The organism is Alphaproteobacteria bacterium, assembly GCA_019635875.1.
GTDB lineage: Bacteria > Pseudomonadota > Alphaproteobacteria > Reyranellales > Reyranellaceae > JAFAZJ01.
The window spans coordinates 329808-346260 of the sequence record JAHBYP010000001.1; the positions used below are offsets into that span (position 1 = coordinate 329808).

The 16453-nt window shown below is 62.6% G+C and carries 19 protein-coding genes and 1 tRNA gene; 2 read left to right on the forward strand and 18 right to left on the reverse strand.

Annotated elements, in window-relative coordinates:
• Window position 1 precedes the first annotated feature (1 nt).
• The 11 genes from KF889_01635 to KF889_01685 form a co-directional block, all read right to left on the reverse strand.
• The gene (locus KF889_01635) at window positions 2–460 is read right to left on the reverse strand and encodes a terminase small subunit protein (protein MBX3498117.1); all 459 of its coding nucleotides are present in this window, start codon (window positions 458–460) and stop codon (window positions 2–4) included.
• Window positions 461–1327: 867 nt separating this feature from the next.
• Window positions 1328–1891 (reverse strand): hypothetical protein, encoded by a 564-nt coding sequence (locus KF889_01640; protein MBX3498118.1) that lies wholly within the window; start codon window positions 1889–1891, stop codon window positions 1328–1330.
• A gap of 202 nt (window positions 1892–2093) precedes the next feature.
• Window positions 2094–2300 (reverse strand): hypothetical protein, encoded by a 207-nt coding sequence (locus KF889_01645; GenBank protein ID MBX3498119.1) that lies wholly within the window; start codon window positions 2298–2300, stop codon window positions 2094–2096.
• Window positions 2297–3007: a DUF932 domain-containing protein gene (locus KF889_01650; protein MBX3498120.1), complete on the reverse strand. Its 711-nt coding sequence runs from the start codon at window positions 3005–3007 to the stop codon at window positions 2297–2299. The genes KF889_01645 and KF889_01650 overlap by 4 nt, the downstream gene beginning before the upstream one ends.
• A gap of 41 nt (window positions 3008–3048) precedes the next feature.
• A complete protein-coding gene (locus tag KF889_01655) occupies window positions 3049–3570 on the reverse strand; it encodes an HNH endonuclease (GenBank protein ID MBX3498121.1) in 522 nt (173 codons plus the stop codon).
• A 117-nt stretch (window positions 3571–3687) separates the two neighbouring features.
• A complete protein-coding gene (locus tag KF889_01660) occupies window positions 3688–3876 on the reverse strand; it encodes a hypothetical protein (protein ID MBX3498122.1) in 189 nt (62 codons plus the stop codon).
• Entirely contained in the window at window positions 3869–4186 is a 318-nt protein-coding gene (locus KF889_01665; protein MBX3498123.1) for a hypothetical protein, read from the reverse strand. The genes KF889_01660 and KF889_01665 overlap by 8 nt, the downstream gene beginning before the upstream one ends.
• A gap of 2 nt (window positions 4187–4188) precedes the next feature.
• Window positions 4189–4710 carry a hypothetical protein gene (locus KF889_01670; GenBank protein ID MBX3498124.1) on the reverse strand — a complete coding sequence of 174 codons (522 nt, stop codon included), beginning with the start codon at window positions 4708–4710 and terminating at the stop codon, window positions 4189–4191.
• Window positions 4711–4801: 91 nt separating this feature from the next.
• Window positions 4802–5047, reverse strand: a complete 246-nt coding sequence (locus KF889_01675; protein MBX3498125.1) for a hypothetical protein — start codon at window positions 5045–5047, stop codon at window positions 4802–4804.
• Entirely contained in the window at window positions 5044–5280 is a 237-nt protein-coding gene (locus tag KF889_01680) for a hypothetical protein (protein ID MBX3498126.1), read from the reverse strand. Before KF889_01680 ends, KF889_01675 begins: the two co-directional genes overlap by 4 nt.
• A 262-nt stretch (window positions 5281–5542) precedes the next feature.
• Window positions 5543–6187: a hypothetical protein gene (locus tag KF889_01685; protein ID MBX3498127.1), complete on the reverse strand. Its 645-nt coding sequence runs from the start codon at window positions 6185–6187 to the stop codon at window positions 5543–5545.
• A 192-nt stretch (window positions 6188–6379) separates the two neighbouring features.
• On the opposite strand from KF889_01685, the gene KF889_01690 reads away from it, so the two are divergent.
• Window positions 6380–6589: a hypothetical protein gene (locus KF889_01690; protein MBX3498128.1), complete on the forward strand. Its 210-nt coding sequence runs from the start codon at window positions 6380–6382 to the stop codon at window positions 6587–6589.
• A gap of 166 nt (window positions 6590–6755) precedes the next feature.
• Here the strand turns inward: KF889_01690 and KF889_01695 are convergent, their stop codons facing one another.
• The 6 genes from KF889_01695 to KF889_01720 all read right to left on the reverse strand — a co-directional run bounded on the left by KF889_01695 (window position 6756) and on the right by KF889_01720 (window position 12367).
• Entirely contained in the window at window positions 6756–7787 is a 1032-nt protein-coding gene (locus KF889_01695) for a replication-relaxation family protein (protein MBX3498129.1), read from the reverse strand.
• A gap of 83 nt (window positions 7788–7870) precedes the next feature.
• On the reverse strand, window positions 7871–10009 hold the full coding sequence (locus KF889_01700; protein ID MBX3498130.1) for a type IV secretion system DNA-binding domain-containing protein: 2139 nt from the start codon (window positions 10007–10009) through the stop codon (window positions 7871–7873).
• Window positions 10009–10545: a hypothetical protein gene (locus tag KF889_01705; protein ID MBX3498131.1), complete on the reverse strand. Its 537-nt coding sequence runs from the start codon at window positions 10543–10545 to the stop codon at window positions 10009–10011. Before KF889_01705 ends, KF889_01700 begins: the two co-directional genes overlap by 1 nt.
• Window positions 10546–10631: 86 nt before the next feature.
• Window positions 10632–10805 carry an AlpA family phage regulatory protein gene (locus tag KF889_01710; GenBank protein MBX3498132.1) on the reverse strand — a complete coding sequence of 58 codons (174 nt, stop codon included), beginning with the start codon at window positions 10803–10805 and terminating at the stop codon, window positions 10632–10634.
• A 119-nt stretch (window positions 10806–10924) separates the two neighbouring features.
• Complete coding sequence (locus tag KF889_01715; GenBank protein ID MBX3498133.1) at window positions 10925–12127, reverse strand: tyrosine-type recombinase/integrase; 1203 nt, start codon at window positions 12125–12127, stop codon at window positions 10925–10927.
• A gap of 163 nt (window positions 12128–12290) precedes the next feature.
• Window positions 12291–12367, reverse strand: a tRNA-Arg gene (locus KF889_01720).
• A 247-nt stretch (window positions 12368–12614) separates the two neighbouring features.
• Between KF889_01720 and KF889_01725 the strand changes: the two genes are divergently transcribed.
• The gene (locus KF889_01725) at window positions 12615–13916 is read left to right on the forward strand and encodes an LLM class flavin-dependent oxidoreductase (protein ID MBX3498134.1); all 1302 of its coding nucleotides are present in this window, start codon (window positions 12615–12617) and stop codon (window positions 13914–13916) included.
• 133 nt (window positions 13917–14049) lie between these two features.
• Here KF889_01725 and KF889_01730 read toward each other — a convergent pair whose 3' ends face one another.
• Window positions 14050–16392, reverse strand: coding sequence for a xanthine dehydrogenase family protein molybdopterin-binding subunit (locus KF889_01730; protein MBX3498135.1), 2343 nt, complete (start codon window positions 16390–16392; stop codon window positions 14050–14052).
• Window positions 16393–16453: the final 61 nt, after the last annotated feature.

Genomic DNA, 16453 nt, shown 5'->3' on the forward strand with positions numbered 1-16453 from the left:
GCTACTTTTTGCGGCGGACCACGATCTCCACTCCCTCCACCTGGATAGGTCCGTCGTTCGGGCCGACGTGAGCGATCTTGTCGCCAAACTTCTTCGGCAGCACTTTGGACAGATACCACTTGCGCGTATCGACGCGGAGGCGAGAGCGCTGCATGTACTCGGTGTTGGGTACGGTGTAGGTGTCGCCGTCGCTCGTGGTTCGCTCAAGCTCGTCGTGCTCGCCGTTATCCGCGATCTCAAGCAACTCCTCGAACATGAGTTCCGCCTGGACGTTCCGGGCCGTTTCGTACTGCTCTAGAAAGTCCTTCTTCGCAGGATCGAGCAGCCAAGTGAACACAGTGGCCGCGCACGGCATGTCATCGTCCTTGACGATGGTGCGGAGGCTCTCGCCTTGGGCGATACGCTTACAGATTGTCTCGGCTAGCTTCTGCGTGAACTTGGTGGGGCGGCCAGTGGCCATACGGCTTCATACTACCACAGCAAGGTAGGGCTCTCAGTGCGCGCAACGATGTTGCGAGTGCTGGAAATGCAGCATTAAACAACGCAAGAACGTGTGCCTTTTTCTCCTTTACACGCGCAAAACGCTGTGGCCCTATAACCCTCAAGGCATAACGCCATCCGGGAGGAAACGATCATCGAATGATGATTCCCGAGGTGTGCCTATGTCTTCTTCTGATCCTTCTCCGCCACACGCCCTCATCATCCAATGGGGCAAGTTCAAAGCTGGTGCCTTTGGGGTGCCGGCTGTGCTGAGCTTGGCGGTCATCATGGCCGTGCTTGCTGTATGGCGTTTGTGGTAACTTTCAGCTTGGCTTGCGCCGCCCGATCAACCGAGGCACGATTCCGCAATACAGGGGGCGATTGTGCTGAACTGCCTTTTGAAGAGCGCCGCCGCGATGCTCGCGGGTGCAGCCATTGTTGGCGCGAGCCTTCCGGCCAACGCCCAATCAGAGGCTCAGATACTCGCAACCATGAGGGCCTCGGCTCCTATGGAAGCAAACTGCCAGCGGGCAGTGAGTTCCAAGATTAGAGCTCGGTGTCAAACTGCCGAGTTCGTGATTGAATGGACAGACCAAGGTTTGACGGGGCGCGTAATTCCAGCAATCCAGTCTCAGGAAGCGGTTATTGCTCTTGCCCAAAAATATTCAGACGCGTTAGCAGAATTCTACACGCTCGAAGGTTTTTCAAAAGATGGGACCCGCAGGTGTATCGCGTGGGCTTTGACGAAGTTCGGGCTCGGCTCCGGTTTGGTGCTAGCCCCTCGCGAACTATTTTGTAAGGCGACTAAAGAAGGATTGGAAACGCTGACTCGTGAAGCCAAAAGCTTTTAGCAAAAGTCTGAGGACATTCCTTCCTTGTAACCACTTGTCTCGTCACCCCCAGCCCGCGCAAGGCGAGGGTATGGAGGCTGCTGCATCGTTGCGAGTTTAATACGTAAATAGGCTTCCTCTTTAAGCCAGTCGCTCTTGGTATAGCGCGTGGGCTTCCAGCTATCGCGCTCCGCTGCCTCCCATAAGGCGACACGCTCCGGCTCGATGAGTTGCTTCACGATGGCGTCGTACTGCGCCTTGCGCATGTTGCTGCCGACTGACTTCCAGCCGTGATGGCCTTTGCAGACACAGACCACCAAGCGGTGATCGGCAAAGGTGGCGCCGTTGGCTCTTGTGATGAGGTGGTCGGCCTGGAGGATCAGCTCGCCCGCTTTGGTATGGCCGTTGCAAGGTGGCTGCCCATGAAGGTAGTCGGGGATGTGGCGCAGGATACAGCCACCATCCCTCTGTATGACGATGGCGCGGAGTAGGGCCTGGATGCTCTCTTTGACGAGCGCGGTTTCAGACTGGCTCTTGGCTTTGAGTGGTGCGCGGCGTTTTAGTGGCTGTCGTCGGAGCATTCCGCCCAGGACAACGGGGTCGATTCGTTGCCAGGCGGTGCAGAACGTCCCCGGTCTATGAGCGTCGCGTGCGCATGACGTAAAAAATGCGACCGGGCGGAATGATTCGACAGCCCTCATTGTATCAAAAGAAACGGCCCGCGCGCGGCGAGCCGTCAGTGTGGATAGCGAGGAGTGTCCTTCGCCCTCTGGCCTGGGCGCGTTACTGCGGGAGCTGGTGAGGCTCGTCCCGCTTGGTGATCTCCCTGCCGAGCTGCCGGGCGATCATGAGGGCGACGGATGTGGCGCTGCTGTAGGGGCCGCGCCATTCGTCGTCCGGGGTGTAGGTCCTTCGGTAGAAGTACCCGCGCGGGCGCACCTCAACGGTGAAGCCCGCGAGCGCGTAGACGCGCTTGGCGTTGCCGATCATGCCGCGCACTCCGCGTCGAGCACGTCATGCAGGGTGCGGGTGAGCTGGGGTTGTTCGGCGACCCGACCCGTCAGGCCGAAGGTGACGCAGTTGAACATGCGCCAAGCGGTCTTCGATCCCCAATCGTGGCTCGGCGTGTCCCATTCGCGCGCGATGTCGGCGATCTTCTGCACGCCGTACACGCCCTGGCGATAGAGGCTCATCATGATGTGATCGGCCTTCTCGTCGGTCACATCCGTTGCCCGGTAGCGATCGATCTTGATGCGTTGGGCTTCACGTTGCGCGGCGAGCGGCTCCACGATGCCAGCGACCAGGCCTGGCAGATCGCGCTTCGATCCAGCCGTATGCTTCCGACGCACGACGTGCGTGCCGTGGAAGCTGAGATTGTCGCACACCATGACGGCCGCGCCGAAGGCGATGCCGATGGGGAAGCGCTTCGAGTTCGAGTTGCGCAGGCCGCACGTATCGACGTAATCGCCGTGGGGCGAGCGCAGCTTCATCAGACCGAAGTACTCCAGCCCGTCCGGCGTCGTGGCGTGCGCCTCCTCGATGATCTCGTGCTTGAAGTACCCGAGGGCATACCGAACCATGTCCACCAGGTGATGGTGTGGGAGCGGGATGTGCGACGCGGTCGCTTCGGGGACGGGGACAGAACACAGATGCTCGTAGGGCACCAGCTCGGCACCCCTGTGAAGGATCAAGGCCATTGCGGACTCCTCTGCTAGTGTCCGCAATAAATCGTACCATGCTAGATATGTGCCCAGTTGCGGCGGTGAACAACCCGCATGATGGTCGTGCGAGAAACACCGTACTCTACGGCCAGAGTTTGCGCCAAACCGTACTGGTAGCGCTCTCGAATGCGATGCACCTGTTGTTCATCGAGTGCAGCATTCCAATGCTTCTCACCAAGGAAACGCGGAGGGAGTCGCATTCGTCCCTGCGCACGAGCATGCTGTAGATTCTCGGCTTGCGTCACCCATTCAAGATTCTCGACACGATTGTTGTGCTTGTCATTGTCTCGGTGGTTGACATACGGCTTGCCAGCGGGATTCGGGATGAACGCATTGGCGACAAGACGATGTACCGTGAGGTTGCGGTGCTTCCTCTTTCGCGAGAGATCAACGATGCAGACTTGGTAGTAGCCCACATTCGTGAGCGTCGTTTTCATCACTACCGTTGTCGGCCCGCAATGCGAACGGACGCGACCCTGATTGCTTACCTCATATCGACCCTCGCACCCCTCAACCCACCTCCACTCCTCTTGATCCATACATATTCGCTGTACTCCGCCCGCCGCTGACGACGAACGGGCAGAACACAGCGCGTCAGCTAGTAAGCCTTCATTCTACCATGCCAAAGGGAAGCCCCGCACGAAGCGGGGCGAGTCCTAGAGCTTGAACAGCGGCGGCTCTTCGTACCGCTGATCTGCATTGGCTTGCATCGGCGGTCGCACGTCGTGCTTGAGCTCGAAGAGTGTCGGGTGCGGCTGCCGTTCGGCCTTCCGCTGCTCGCGCCGGAGCCGGAGCACCTCGCTCCACCTCCACACCTTGCCATCGAGCATGATCGTTTTAGCCATGTGCCGCCTCCTTGCAGACCTGCAACTCCCAATCGCCGTAGAAGGCCATCTCGCCGTCGCAAGCGACCGGAAGCGTCATGAGCATGTCGTCGTGGAACTGAAGCTCGAGCGCGTCGTCGTCGAAGTGCGGCCAGCCCGTTTGTGCGTGGGCCTTCTGGGCCGCGCTCTTGTCCACGAAGTGCAGGACGAATGTGGACTGGTACGTGACGTGCAGAGCCTCGACGCCTTCGATGTCCGGCCCGTTGAAGCCCCAGTCGGACATCTCCTCGTTGGGATCGTGCCGCCCGTGGATGAGCATGAGGCGAAGCATCGCTACATCCCCAGCTTGGGCGGACGGAAGCAGTAGACGTGCCCGTACTGCTCGCTGAAGCAGAGATGGGCTTCGATGTCGTCGGTCTTGTAGGTGACGATCTTCTCGTCGGGAATCTGCACCCACATACGCTGCTTGGCGACGAAGGCCCACCAGCTCCCCCGCTCGAACTTGGCGCGGGTCGTGGCGCAGTCGCCCGTCCACACGCCGTCCACCATCTTGTGGCCGTTGCAGCAAGACGAGTTGGGCTTGCCGGGCTGCCGCCACTTCTCGTAGATGTCTTCCTGGGCGAGCACGCGGTCGCTGACCGCCATCGTGAGCAGCGTGGCGATGGCCGCGAGCACGATGTACCAGGGCGAGCGCACCGTGATCGGATTCACGATCGCGTCCGCCTTCGCGAGGCGATCAATGCCCAGCTCGCGACACGGCTTGCTGCAGTAGAGGATGCCGTTGTGCGGCATCCCCGTACCATGAACTTCGTGACGGCAGTATGCGCAGCGCGTGATGCGCTTCTTGATACGCATCGCAAGTCTCCATGTGAAAGGACGGAATTGTCCTTTCACATTGTCCCATGCGAGCACGGCTACCCTTCTGCGGCGCACCTGTTGATGGGGATTAGTCACGGTTGTGATCGAGGCCGTCGCCGATGCCGTCGCGCTCGCCGGTCTCAAGGACGTACTCCCACTCGCGATCACAGGTGGGGCACTCGATGATGACGGTGTCGGGCCAGCTCCCGAAGAGGCCGGGCGCTTGCAGACCAACGGATGCGAGGCCGCACTGAAAGCCGCTGCCGCAGCACGCGCAGAAGCCCAGCACGCTGTCGTCGTCCTCGGAGATGATGACGCTCGGTTCGTAGCTCATGAGTCCTCCATGAGAATGTCGCGGACGATGTAGAGGGTGAGGGCGCCGGCGGGCTTCTCTTGAAAAACGAATTGGTAGCCCGCAAAGGTGAAGGTGCCGTAGGTCTGCCCCGGCGTGATGCGGCGGGCGAGAAAGTAGAGCGCACGGCCGCGCACGCTCGGCTCCAGTGGCTCCAGGGACACGTCGAAGTAGACGGTGGTGCCGTTGAACCAGTGGAGCTTGCTCTGCGACATGGCGACCATTTTGCTGGCGTCAACAAAATGGTCGAGGCTGTTACTTCCTCACGCCTCCTCGCCTCCAAAAGAATCGCCGCCATGAAGGCGGCGAGTTCACCCCACACTCAGCCTTACAGGGCTGTGGCATCGCGGGTGGCGCGAAGTAGCTATCCACGGTGGTCGAGGATCGCGAGCTGCGTGGCTCGGTCTCTTAATTCAAGCGCGTTGGATTTAGCGCTGTGCCAATTCAAACGCACCGGCGCTAGCTGCTCAGGCTGCGTCAGCCGTTGTTGACGGCCAGCCGGAGAAACTGGCGCACCGCATCGTCGGCCTTCTTGGGCGAGATGCGCTCGTCCAGATTCGGCGGAAACTTGAGCAGCGGGGCCATGTCAGCGTCGGTCGCGATACCGAGGTAGCCGCAGAGCGTGCCGTCCGGGAGCCGCAGGGGGATCGCGAGCCGGCCCCGCATCATGCCCTTCACCGCCACGCCCATGCCGATCGCCTGGCACGCCGTCTCCGAGAGCTGCAACGCCTCGATCACGGGATGCGCGGTCGTCAGATGGTCGAGCGGCTGCAAACCGTCGGTTGGTGGCGCGTCGGACTCGGACGTGATACGGGAAGAGCCCTTCCGCGCCGCGGTAGAGACCCTTCCTTCTAGGAAGTGTTCCGAGAGCTGCTCTGCCGCCTGGCGCTGGCCGCACTCTTGGACATGCGCGACGAAGCTGATTACGTCGCCGCCCTTGCGAGCTGCGTGGCAGTAGAAGCCCTTCGATGGTGTGACGACGAGCGCCCTGTCTCCGCCTTTGCGACACACCGGGCATGGGGATCTGTACTGCTCCCCTTCGCGCTTCATGATGAGCTTGAGGAAGCTGATCGCCTCCTCGAACGAGACACCGGCCTTCACGGCCGCGAAGTCGATAGCCATGGCAGGCCTCCGTGTGAAAGTGCCTGCCCCTCATTGTACCGCGTGCTGCATGGTATCCTGTGCGTAGGCATCGAGTGTGGATGGGGGAGTGCGATTGGAAGCACACGCGGTAAGGCGCCCATGAACCCGCGAAGTGGAGGTTCGAGTCCTCCCCCACCCGCACTCGATCAACGCTGCGGGAGGAGGATATGAATGGCGAAATCCAACCAGCCCGCCGCGAAGTTCCGCGTCGGCTACGTGACGGCAACCGTGTGGCTCAATGATCGCCACTACAACACGGTGCTGACCAAGGCGTACCGCGACGGCGACGAGTGGAAGGACACCGACCAGCTCGGGCACGGCGACATCTGCAACGCCATCAAGTGCCTGGAGAGGGCCGAGGAGTTCATCGCTTCGCAGTAGGCGTAGTGGCGTAGAGTAAAGGGCGGTCGCTTGACCGCCCTCGCGTTTTCACTCTTGGGGTTTTGTCGGGCAAGAGCGCGTCGCATGATCCGCGCTGCCGCAGCGACTACACACACGCGGCTTGCTCTCCTTCTTGCCGCCGCCCACTACCTCACGAATCTCGTCGTCAATCTCCTCCCGCTTGGCGATGAGCGCTTTCAGTTTCTCGATGTCCATTCGCTGCCTCCTTTGCTCCACCTAGATAAAACGGCGCCATTCCGGCACGCTGAAATGGCTCGGTGAATACGTGCCCGGTAGCTGGTGCCTGGCCGCCGTACGTCGTCAGCGTGGGGAAGACTTTGAACAGAAAGAAGCGGCGGAGTGCAGGCTTGTCTTTCGTCTCCTCGGTCAGCAACCGCATCGCTGATTCCATGCGTGAGATCGTCGGGAAGAAGAACGGCACATAGAGCGTGGGAAGACCCCACCGCGCCTGATACACGCTGTTCTCGATCACGTAGCGATAGCCCATGATCTTCTTGCGGATCGAGGAGCGCCTATAGTCCTCGGGATTGAGCGGCTCGGTCGCGCAGTCAGCCTCGTACCCGGGCGCGAAGAAATACCCTTCGGGGGTCTTCAATCCGAACGGCTCGCCATCCGCGGAGAGCATGAGGTCCTGTGTTTTCAGATCCTTCCCGTCGCGTACGGTGAGCCTGTACGGGAGCTGCATCGGCACCGGGCTCTCAAGCGTGCTCTGGGGAAACGGACCGGACGCCATGATCTCGGGCCAGGTGATCAGCTTCACATCTGGGCGCTCCCGCACGCCCAGTTCGATCGAGTGCATGATGCGGTTGACCAGCACCTCGTGCTCGAAATTGGCATGGTGGGTCTTCTCGTACTTCGGCAGGCCTTTGACGCGGAGAAGATCGGCGCCGGCGCGGTCGAGCTCATAGATCATGTGGGTGTAGTTGGCGTCGGCGTTTTGGCGCTGCTGCATCGGCCGGTTGATCAGGCAGTTCGGCTCATCCCACATGTCGTCGAGCAGCTTGCGCACGCTGTCCTTATGCCCGCCCACCCACGCATGGATGTCATTTGAGGGGGCGTAGCGGCGCCGATGGAGGAGCTTCAAAATCTCGAGAAGCCGCGGCGTCTCTCTGAGCTTATGGGCATTGCGCTTTGGGGTGCGCGACCAGCGGGAGTTTTTCTTGGTGGGAGCATCCATGCTCGCAGAGTGCTAATGGCTAATCGCGCCGCAAGGGCTACACCTCCTCATGAGTAGCGCTGCGGCAATACCGTCCAATCATATCACCCCCATTCCTTTGGTAGCTCGCCATCCTCTGGCTGGGGAGTAGCCGCCGGCTTCGGGGCAACGGGCGGAGGTGCAGGCTCCGTGGCCTCTGGCGGTGCGCCGGCTTGGGGAGGCGGAGCGCTCTCACGTTCGGGGGAAATGTCGGGAACGGGCGCTGCCGGCTCCGGCTCCTTCGCTGGCGCAACGGGCGCAGGTATGGCGGGCGCTACCGTGTGCGTGACGCGCGCATGGTTGCGCTGCAAGAGCTGCTGATGTTCCTCGAAAGACATCTGCGGCTCTCGACCGAGCGCGCCAAAGGGGATCGTGAGGCTGATCGCGGTAGGCGTGTGGTTGCGCACGAAAGCCGCAAACTGCCCCCACGCCGGACGATCGCCCGGTGCTTGGGTCTGCGCCTGGATGAACTCTGGTGTCGTTTCCATCTCTCGACCGAGCCAGCGCCGATCTGCGAAGCCGAGACGCGCGGCAAACTTCACCGACGTGCTCGACGCGATAGCTGACTTGAGCTTCTCCGGCGCTTGCTCAAGGTGCTGGAAGGCGATCACCACGCCCAAACGAAATTGGCGAACGCGGGTGAGGAGCGATTCAAAAGTCTGGTCGAAGTAGGGAGCCGCCTCGTCCACAATCAGGTACGACTCGCGGCGCAGATTCGGGGAGATGGTGGAGCGCTCGAACGCCGCGGCGAGAGCGCGGGCGATGATGTAGCGGCCGAAGAGCACGTAGCTGTCCTGGAGCAAGTGCTCGTTCGTGTTTACCAACACGATTGCGCCGCGCTGCATGTCCTCAAACAGGTCAAGGGCGTTGCTGCTCGCGGTGAACATCCGGCGAAAGGCAGGCACGCCCACGACGTTGTGAATACGCCGGGCGATGGAGAGGCGCGTACCGACAAGGTTCTGAGCGAAGAAGTGGTGTGCGAAGAAGTCGATGGTGTCCTCGCCCATCGCCTCGATAGCTGGCTTGAAAGTCGAGTCTTTGTACCCGCCTCGCGGGTTCTCTTCGAGCAAGCGGCGGAGGTCGTTTACCGTCGAACCGGGGATAGAGAGTATCACTCGTACCGCATAGGCAAAGGCCGTGCCCATCTGCGCGGTCAGGTCGTACTCGCTGGAAGCGAAGACGTAGCGGAAGAGAGACACGATCTCGCTTTGAAGGTTCTCACGCTCATCGGCCGTGTAGCGTTCAAAGCGCGGCGTGAACACGTCGAACATGTTGAGCGACGGTGCGTGCGCGGGGTCGATGATGACAATGCGATCACGTAGCCGCTCATTGAAGAGCGCGAGCTTCTGGAGGCGGCCGGTCATCTGTCCCGTCGAATCGAGGATGATCATGCCGGGCGGGTCGTCGCGCTTGAGATCATTCAAGATCATCGCTTCAAGGAGCTGCGTCTTGCCGGCTCCCGAGCCTGCGACGATTGCGGTGTGCTCTAAGCGGCGGTGTACGGGGATCTCGAAAGGCACTTGGGTTTGGTAGAACGAAGCCCAGGGCGTGCCCCCGAGATAGTGTTTGACTAGCTCCATGCCGAATAGCCGCGAGTCGAATGGCTGCTTGAGGCGGCGGATGTCTCTCACGCTGTCGTCTGCGTGAAGTCCGTTGGCGGTTTTGAGATTGCGTTCAAGGTTTTTGTAGGTGTACGGGAAAAGGGGTGTCTCGATGTTGTCATTCACGAGCGTCGTGAAGGTCTCACTGTAGGAAATCTGCGCGAGCGCTCTGCCCGTTGGTAGAGCTTCGATGAGCGGGATGGTGCCGACGCCGGACTCGGGAAGGTTGGCGGCACGAAGAGACTGGAAGAAATCGAGGACGGTCTTAACCGAGAAGCGGATGAAAGCATCGATGCGAGCTTGAGAAAGCTCTTGGTGCATATTGATCTCAGGGTCGTCCACATAGTGCTCGGGGAATATCGGGAGGTGGATGAGGTTTTCCCCGCCAAGCTCTCGGAGGCACTCGTCGAGCGCATCCACCACGTCCACATTCAGGCCATGCGCTCCGAGATGCTCCACGGCCGATTTGATTACCGAGAAATGGAAATTGTCGATCTGCTCCATCGTGCGGAGCGGGTAGTTTTCCCACAAGCGCACAAGGTTGGCGCGGCGAGCACGCGGATCAAAGGCAGGGCCGTACGGGATGAAGTCACGTGGCGGCATTAGAAGATACCGAGAAATTTCTTGCGCGGCTTGGGCATCTTGGATTCAGCGAGCCACTGATTGAGCAAGAGATCGTCAGGGAAGAGTTCGAGCGCGTCGGTGAGGGTTTTCGCGTACGCCTTCTTGTCTCCCAGGTAGTCGTAGGCCATCACAAGCCGTTGGTAGACATGAACATCATTTGGGCGGTAGCGCATCAGCTTGAGCACTGTTTCAAGGTTTGCCTCGGCGTAACCTCGTGACTCCTTCCCGTACTCCTGGCGGAAAATGTAGTTGTAGGTGTGTACCTCAGCTTCGGCTTCGAGGATTTCAGCAAAGAGGTAGTCAGCGGTGACGGTAGTGCCGTCGGGGGCGATGATGCTTGCTGTGGCGTCTGACTGCCGCGCTTCGTTGGCGGTGTTCGCGGCAAGGGAAAGCTGAGTCGTCACGTAATCATCCGGGGTGACGACGATACGCTCTCTCTGGTAGGCCGCGTGAAACTCACGCGCGGTTTTCAAAGCCTCCCATGCGACGCGCAGTTGGTTGGCCGGACTGGTCATAGCCTCCCCCATTTTTCTTGAGGGCAAGAGGCGCCGCCTTGCAAAGCGAGCGCCTCCGCCCTTTTCAGGAAGTCGTTTGTGACGCCTTACGCAGAGACAGAGAGCGAGCGGATGTAGGTGTCGATCTCGTCGCTTCGATAGTAGACCCGGATGCCCTGCTTCACGCGTTGCGGGAAGCCAGGGGTGCCGACCCTCCTATCGATAGTGGCGCGACTGATACCCAGCAGCCAACACGCTTCCTTCTTTGGTACAAGCCTCATCGCCGTGATCCTTCTTGAGAAGGAGTCGCCAGCGACTCGTTGAGGGACAAGCTCAATGAGCACGAAAAGATTGAGGGGATTCGGATTTCTCCGCAATCCCCCCGATTACTCGGACCTACTCATGCCACCTTGCGAGTGGTTCGCAACTGATCCCTGAACTCGTCCAGGAGGTCAGCCCACGCCTGCATCAGCGCCACCCGCTGCGGCCAGTACCGGCCCCGATTGTACGTGCGGCGGATTTCGTTCTGGTCCTGGTGGCCCAGCGCCGCCTCGATCACGTCCGGGTTGAAGCCCCGGTCATTCAGGATGCTGCTCGCCGAGGATCGGAAGCCGTGCGAGGTCATCTCGTCCTTGGTGTAGCCAAGGCGCCGGATGGCCGCGTTCATCGCGTTCTCGGATAGCGGCTTCTGGTTTGACCGGATCGACGGCAAAACCAGGTCGGTGCTGGAGAAATCCCAGATGCCTTGCAGGACGGCGATGGCCTGGCGGGAGAGGGGCACGTCGTGCTCCCGCCGCATCTTCGTCCGCTCGGCCGGGATGCGCCACACGGCCTTCGGGAAGTTCACCTCCGACCGTCGCATCCCCCGGATTTCCCCTGGCCGGGTCATGGTGAGGGCGATGAGCTGCAGGGCAGCCTTGATCGTCGGCCAGCCGTCATAGTCGTCGATGGAGGCGCACAGGGCGCCTAACTCGGCGTCGTCCGTGATCGCCGCCCAGTGCTTCGTCTGCCGCGGCGCCAGCGCCCCTCGGAGGGGCTGGGTAGGGTCGATCTCGGCCCGGAGGGTGACGATGGCGTGCCGGAAGACGGTGCCGATCATTCCCCGGAGCCGCCGTGCAGTCTCCTTCCGGCCGCTTTTCTCCACCTTCTGGATGATCGAAAGGATCTCGGCGGGCTTCGCCTCGGTGACAGGCCGGTCGTGGAGAAGGACCGCCAGATCGAGCAGGAGCCAGCGGTTCTTCTCCATGGTCGGGCCGGCTGCGCCGTTCTCCTCGGCCTTCGCGAGCCACTCCTTGGCGATCGCGCCGAAGGTGTTCTCGCTCGCGACAGCCGCCGCGATCTTGTCGAGTTTCTTCTGAGCGGACGGGTCTGTGCCGGCCGCCAGGAGCTTGCGCGCTTCGGTGCGCTTCTCGCGCGCGTCGGCAATCGACAGCTCCGGGAAGGCGCCAAATGCCAGCGTCTTCTCCTTGCCGTTGAAGCGGTATTTGAGCCGCCAGAGTTTGGAGCCGTTGGGGTTGATGAGCGCATACAGGCCGCCGCCATCGGCGAGCTTGTATGGCTTGGCCTTGGGCTTCGCGTTCGTGAGAACGTATTGAGAAAGCATGGGGGCACGTCCCTTTCATGTGAAAGAACTGTGCCCCCAATCGTACCACCAAGGTTCTGCGGAACCGTGCGCCGTACCTCCTCACGCTGAGCAGCCGGAATCGATTAAGTCGTTGCGGCATAAGCGCTTTTGAGCAGGTCCGAGCAGCGGTGAGCAGAAGGCTTGGCGTCCCCGAGAGGATTCGAACCTCCGACCTCCGGTTTAGGAAACCGCTGCTCTATCCGGCTGAGCTACGGGGACTTAGGGGCTTCTTAGCACGCGTGGCGGTCCAGTCGCCACATAGTCGCTTGTTCCTTGATCCTGATTGTCGCGTTCCTCGCGTACTATGCGCACCCTAGATGGTTCGTTCATGAATCCTTTTCCAGGGTATAGGGGGTCAGTGAACGCAACCGCGCTCCACTCATTCCTCCCCAATACTGGCCATGACAATTTGGACAACACGTAGCCGACTGCGCCTCGGTATCATCGTTTCATCCGGCATTGAGGCATGAGTCCCACGCGCCGGATGCGGCTCGGGTTGTTCGTGCAGACGCCGGGCCATCACGTTGCCGGCTGGCGGCACCCCGAGGCCGAGACCACCGGCTGGCCGAACCTCAAGCTGATGCAGCACATCGCGGCCACCGCCGAGGCGGCGAAGTTCGACATGTTCTTCCTGGGCGACGGGTTCGCCACCGGCTACGACGAGCACCCCTCGACCATCGGCAAGTTCGAGCCGCTGACGCTGTTGTCGGCGCTGGCCATGGGCACGCGGCATCTCGGGCTCGCCGCCACCGGCTCGACCACCTACGCCGATCCCTATCACCTCGCCCGCGGCTTCGCCTCGCTCGATCATCTGTCGGGCGGCCGTGCGGCGTGGAACGTGGTGACGACGGCTTACGCCAAGTCCTCCGCCGTGTTCGGCCGCCAGCATCCGCCGCATGCCGAGCGCTACGCCATGGCCGCGGAGTTCGTCGAGGCCTGCCGGCTGTTGTGGGACAGCTGGGACGACGGTGCCTTCATCGGGGACAAGGCCAACGCGCAATTCGTGCGGCCGGGCAGCCTGCGCATCCCGAACTTCTCGGGCAAATACTTCTCCGTGCAGGGCGGCCTCAACGTGCCTCGGCCGCCACAGGGACATCCGGTGCTGATCCAGGCCGGCTCGTCCGGTCCGGGGCAGGCGCTGGCGGCGCGCATCGCCGACGTGGTGTTCACCGCGCAGAACGATCTCGATGAGGCACGCGCGTTCTACGACGGGCTGCGCGCCCAGGTCGCGCGCTACGGCCGGACGCAGAACGACGTGCTCGTCATGCCGGGCGTGATGCCGGTGGTTGGTCGCACGACGGCGGAGGCGAAGGAGATCTTCGCCGAGCTCAACCGCAACATCGACATGGCCTCGGCCCTGACCGTGCTGTCCGAGCGGCTGGGCACCGACATATCGAAATATCCGATGGACGGGCCGGTGCCCGACGTGCCGGAGACCGAGCATCTCAAGAGCCGGGCGGCGCTGCTCATCCAGATGGCGCGGCGCGACAATCTCACCCTGCGCCAACTCTTCCATCGCGTCGCGGCGGCGCGCGGTCATCTGCTGTTGGTCGGCACGCCGGCCGAGATCGCCGACACGCTTCAGAAGTGGTTCGAGGCGGGTGTGGCCGACGGCTTCAACGTCATGCCGCCCTTCTTCCCCGGCCAGTTCGACGCCTTTGCCCGGGGCGTGGTGCCGATCCTGCAGGAGCGCGGCCTGTTCCGGACGGACTACGAAGGAAATACGCTGCGGGAGAATCTTGGCCTTCGCCGACCAGGCGCGCGCTAAAGCATGATGCGGACAGGCTGTGCTCCTTGTCATCCCGAGCGCAGCGAGGGATCTCGGCTGTCCCCTGGATCCCTCGCTGCGCTCGGGATGACAGCAGCGATTCGGCTCGCCCGCATCATGCTCTAGACGCCGCCTAGCCGCGGTGCAGGATCCGCCACACCTTCTCCGGCGTCACCGGCATGTCGATATGCGTCACACCGTGGCCCGACAGCGCGTCGACGACGGCGTTCATCACCGAGGGCAGGGCGCCGGCGCAGCCGGCCTCGCCGCAGCCCTTCACGCCCAGCCGGTTGGTCTTGCACGGCACGGAATGATTCTCGATCGAGAAATCCGGCGCGTCGCTGGCGCGCGGCATGGCGTAGTCCATGTAGGAGCCGGCGAGCGGCTGGCCCTGCTGGTCGTAGACCGTGCGCTCCATCAGCGCCTGGCCGATGCCCTGGATCACGCCGCCATGCGCCTGGCCCGCCACCAGCATCGGATTGATCACCGTGCCGAAGTCGTTGACCATGAAGTAGCGCACCACCTCGATCTGCCCGGTGTCGCGGTCGATCTCGACCTCGGCGATGTGGCAGCCATTGGGGAACGAGAAGGGCGGGTTGTCCGAGACGTGGCTGATGTCCAGCGAGCTCGGCACGTCCGGCGGCAGGGTGAGGCCCGCGCGGAGCTTGTCGGCCAGCTCGATGATCGAGATGCTGCGGTCGGTGCCGGCGATGGTGAAGCGGCCGTGCGCGAACTCGATGTCGGCCGCCGAGGCCTCCAGCACGTGCGCGGCGATCAGCTTGCCCTTCTCAATCAGCAGGTCGCCGGCCTCGATGAAGGCCTGGCTGGCGACGAGCGCCGATTTCGAGCCGCCGGTGCCGCCGCCGACCTTGAGCTGATCGGAATCGCCCTGCAGCAGGCGGAAGCGCTCGAAGGGGATACCAAGCTTGTCGACCAGCACCTGCGCGAACGGCGTGGCGTGGCCCTGACCGTAGTCGAGCGTGCCGCTCAGCATGGTCACCGTGCCGTCGGCCTCGAAACGGATGCCGCCATACTCCTTGGCCGGCGGGCCGGTGACCTCGAGGTATGAGCCGATGCCGCGCCCGCGCAGCTTGTTGCGCTTCGCACTCTCGGCCTTGCGCGCCTCGAAGCCGTCCCAATCGGAGGCCTTGAGCGCCTTGTCGAGGATGGTGGTGAAGTCGCCGCTGTCGTAGCGCATGTCCGACGGCGCCTTCCACGGGAACTCGTCGTTGCGGATGTGGTTGCGTCGGCGCAGTTCGACCTGGTCGATGCCCATCTCGCGCGCCGCCGTTGTGATCAGCCGCTCCATGAAGTAGTTGGCCTCGGGCCGGCCGGCGCCGCGATAGGCACCGATCGGCGTGGTGTTGGTGAACACCACCTTGGTGTTCACCTCCATCGCCGGCGTGCGATAGACGTCGATCAGGTTCTTCACCGCGTTGGTCGTCGGCTGCAGCGGCGGGTTGATGTAGGCGCCGGCGTTGCCGGTGCCGCTCAGGCGCACGGCGAGAAAATTGCCGTCCTTGTCGAGCGCCAGCTCGGCGACGCGCTGGTGATCGCGGCCGTGATGGTCGCTCAGAAAACTCTCGGAGCGATCGTCGGTCCACTTCACGGGCCGTCCCAGAAGCCTGCTGGCCAGCAGCAGCGGGCCGTACTCGGGATAGGGCTGTGCCTTCATGCCGAAGGATCCCCCGACATTGCCGGTCAGCACGCGCACCTTGTCGGGCGGCACGCCCAGCACGTCGCGCGCCAGGCCGGCGCGCATGCCCATCACACCCTGGCAGCCGACGCGCAAGGTCCAGCGCTCGGTCTTGGGATCGTACTCGCCGATCGCCGAGCGCGGCTCCATGGCGTTCACCACGACGCGGTTGGAGACGATCTCCAGGCGCGTCACATGCGCCGCCTCGGCGAACGCCTTGTTCACCGCCGCGCTGTCGCCGTGATGGAAGTCGAGCACGAGGTTGCCGGGTGCGTCGTCGTGCAGCTGCGGCGCGCCCGGCTTCAGCGCGTCGGCCGGGTTGGTGACGGCGGGCAGCTCCTCGATGTCGAGCTCGACGGCTTCGGCCGCGTCCTTCGCCTGCTCGCGCGTCTGGGCGACGACGCAGGCCGCGGCCTCGCCGACGAAACGCACCTTGCCTTTGGCCAGGGAGGGACGCGGCGGCGTCTTCATCGGCTTGCCGTCGCGATCGGGAATGTTCAGCGCACATTTCAACGGGCCGAAGCCGGCGGCGTCGAGATCGGCGTGGGTCAGCACCGCCAGCACGCCCGGCATGGCGCGCGCCGCCGTTGTATCGATGCCCTTGAGGGTGCCGTGCGCGATGGGGCTGCGCACCATCACCGCCCAGGCCTGGTTGGGCAGGTTGATGTCGTCGGTGTAGCTTCCCTCGCCGCGCAGCAGCTTCGGATCCTCCGTGCGCGGCACCGGCTGGCCGACGCCGAACTTGGTGAAGGCGAGTTCGATGTCGCTGATGCTGTCCATGCCACGCTCCGCCGATCGGTGCTATCCTGTGTGGACGCGACGTTAGTGGAGCATCAGCCGC

What these genes read in the sequence shown, in the direction of transcription:
- KF889_01635 (MBX3498117.1), bottom strand. Translation starts at nt 460, where the DNA reads ATGGCCACTGGCCGCCCCACCAAGTTCACGCAGAAGCTAGCCGAGACA.
- KF889_01640 (MBX3498118.1), bottom strand. Translation starts at nt 1,891, where the DNA reads ATGCTCCGACGACAGCCACTAAAACGCCGCGCACCACTCAAAGCCAAG.
- KF889_01645 (MBX3498119.1), bottom strand. Translation starts at nt 2,300, where the DNA reads ATGATCGGCAACGCCAAGCGCGTCTACGCGCTCGCGGGCTTCACCGTT.
- KF889_01650 (MBX3498120.1), bottom strand. Translation starts at nt 3,007, where the DNA reads ATGGCCTTGATCCTTCACAGGGGTGCCGAGCTGGTGCCCTACGAGCAT.
- KF889_01655 (MBX3498121.1), bottom strand. Translation starts at nt 3,570, where the DNA reads ATGGATCAAGAGGAGTGGAGGTGGGTTGAGGGGTGCGAGGGTCGATAT.
- KF889_01660 (MBX3498122.1), bottom strand. Translation starts at nt 3,876, where the DNA reads ATGGCTAAAACGATCATGCTCGATGGCAAGGTGTGGAGGTGGAGCGAG.
- KF889_01665 (MBX3498123.1), bottom strand. Translation starts at nt 4,186, where the DNA reads ATGCTTCGCCTCATGCTCATCCACGGGCGGCACGATCCCAACGAGGAG.
- KF889_01670 (MBX3498124.1), bottom strand. Translation starts at nt 4,710, where the DNA reads ATGCGTATCAAGAAGCGCATCACGCGCTGCGCATACTGCCGTCACGAA.
- KF889_01675 (MBX3498125.1), bottom strand. Translation starts at nt 5,047, where the DNA reads ATGAGCTACGAACCGAGCGTCATCATCTCCGAGGACGACGACAGCGTG.
- KF889_01680 (MBX3498126.1), bottom strand. Translation starts at nt 5,280, where the DNA reads ATGTCGCAGAGCAAGCTCCACTGGTTCAACGGCACCACCGTCTACTTC.
- KF889_01685 (MBX3498127.1), bottom strand. Translation starts at nt 6,187, where the DNA reads ATGGCTATCGACTTCGCGGCCGTGAAGGCCGGTGTCTCGTTCGAGGAG.
- KF889_01690 (MBX3498128.1), top strand. Translation starts at nt 6,380, where the DNA reads ATGGCGAAATCCAACCAGCCCGCCGCGAAGTTCCGCGTCGGCTACGTG.
- KF889_01695 (MBX3498129.1), bottom strand. Translation starts at nt 7,787, where the DNA reads ATGGATGCTCCCACCAAGAAAAACTCCCGCTGGTCGCGCACCCCAAAG.
- KF889_01700 (MBX3498130.1), bottom strand. Translation starts at nt 10,009, where the DNA reads ATGCCGCCACGTGACTTCATCCCGTACGGCCCTGCCTTTGATCCGCGT.
- KF889_01705 (MBX3498131.1), bottom strand. Translation starts at nt 10,545, where the DNA reads ATGACCAGTCCGGCCAACCAACTGCGCGTCGCATGGGAGGCTTTGAAA.
- KF889_01710 (MBX3498132.1), bottom strand. Translation starts at nt 10,805, where the DNA reads ATGAGGCTTGTACCAAAGAAGGAAGCGTGTTGGCTGCTGGGTATCAGT.
- KF889_01715 (MBX3498133.1), bottom strand. Translation starts at nt 12,127, where the DNA reads ATGCTTTCTCAATACGTTCTCACGAACGCGAAGCCCAAGGCCAAGCCA.
- KF889_01725 (MBX3498134.1), top strand. Translation starts at nt 12,615, where the DNA reads ATGAGTCCCACGCGCCGGATGCGGCTCGGGTTGTTCGTGCAGACGCCG.
- KF889_01730 (MBX3498135.1), bottom strand. Translation starts at nt 16,392, where the DNA reads ATGGACAGCATCAGCGACATCGAACTCGCCTTCACCAAGTTCGGCGTC.